At 60.1% G+C, this 456-nt stretch carries 2 protein-coding genes; one reads left to right on the forward strand and one right to left on the reverse strand.

The annotated features are described in order from the left end of the window. Nucleotides 1-260 (forward strand): alpha/beta fold hydrolase (locus AC5ZGW_RS47015; RefSeq protein ID WP_496114256.1); only part of this gene is annotated, 260 nt, incomplete at its 5' end. Here AC5ZGW_RS47015 and AC5ZGW_RS47020 read toward each other — a convergent pair. After that, the coding region (locus AC5ZGW_RS47020; protein ID WP_496114257.1) for an alpha/beta fold hydrolase at nt 261-456 on the reverse strand (196 nt) is incomplete at its 5' end.

Consider the following 456-nt stretch of genomic DNA (forward strand, 5'->3'; position numbering starts at 1 on the left):
TCGCTTTTGATAGGCAGGCGGAGCTTTCAAGAATTTCAATTCCGACCTTCGTGCTCGGCGTCGCGGACGATGTCCTGACGCCGGCGTATTTCTCCCGCGCGCTGGCCGACAGGATTCCGAACTCGGAATGCATCATCATTCCGCACGGAGGACACGCCTTGTCCATGACACGACCGGATGAATTCAATCGCGTCGTCCGGAACTTCATCGATCGGATCGAGACCGCGAACGAATCCCGACAGATCGGCAAGCTCCCCTGATCATGCCGGTCGGTCGACATCCCTCAGGAATGTTAGCACCGCGGACGAGAACCTCGACGGCTCGGTTTGCGACAGCGCGTGCCCTCCCCTAGGCTCCCAGTGGGCTCTCGCACCCGGGATCAGCCGGGCGTATTCTTCCGAGAAATAGCGCGGCGTGAGGATGTCGTCATCGGCACAGAGCACCAATACCGGCAAC

Source organism: Bradyrhizobium sp. Crot121, from assembly GCF_059512385.1.